Source organism: Streptomyces albiflavescens, assembly GCF_014645835.1.
In the GTDB taxonomy this organism is placed as follows: domain Bacteria; phylum Actinomycetota; class Actinomycetes; order Streptomycetales; family Streptomycetaceae; genus Streptomyces; species Streptomyces albiflavescens.
Genome location: NZ_BMMM01000056.1, coordinates 1 through 504, shown reverse-complemented (window position 1 = coordinate 504; position 504 = coordinate 1). Strand labels below are relative to the sequence as shown.

2 pseudogenes are annotated in these 504 nt (G+C 65.7%); both read left to right on the top strand.

The features are described 5' to 3' along the window. A pseudogene (locus tag IEY95_RS48500) lies at nucleotides 1–364 on the top strand (2-oxoacid:acceptor oxidoreductase subunit alpha); the annotation flags it as partial. Further along, nucleotides 357–504: pseudogene (locus tag IEY95_RS48495) on the top strand (2-oxoacid:ferredoxin oxidoreductase subunit beta); the annotation flags it as partial. The pseudogenes IEY95_RS48500 and IEY95_RS48495, both read left to right, overlap by 8 nt.

Below are 504 nucleotides of genomic sequence, written 5' to 3'. Positions count from 1 at the left end.
GGCCAAGATCGACGGCATCGACGTCCCGGACATCGAGGTCGACGACCCGCACCAGGCCAAGACCCTCGTCCTGGGCTGGGGTTCCACCTACGGACCCATCACGGCGGCGGTACGCCGGCTGCGCACGGCCGGGGAGAACATCGCGCAGGCCCATCTGCGCCACCTCAACCCCTTCCCCAGGAATCTGGGCACGGTGTTGAAGCGTTACGAGAAGGTGGTGATTCCCGAGATGAACCTCGGCCAGCTCGCCACGCTCATCCGGGCCAGGTATCTGGTGGACGCGCACTCGTACAACCAGGTCAACGGCATGCCGTTCAAGGCTGAGCAGCTCGCCACGGCTCTCAAGGAGGCCATCGATGGCTGAGACGTCCACGGAAGGCACGGGCACGATCGAGGCGCTCTCTCTCGTTCCCAAGGCCGAGGCCAGGCAGTCCATGAGGGACTTCAAGTCCGATCAGGAAGTGCGCTGGTGCCCCGGCTGCGGTGACTACGCGATCCTCGCGG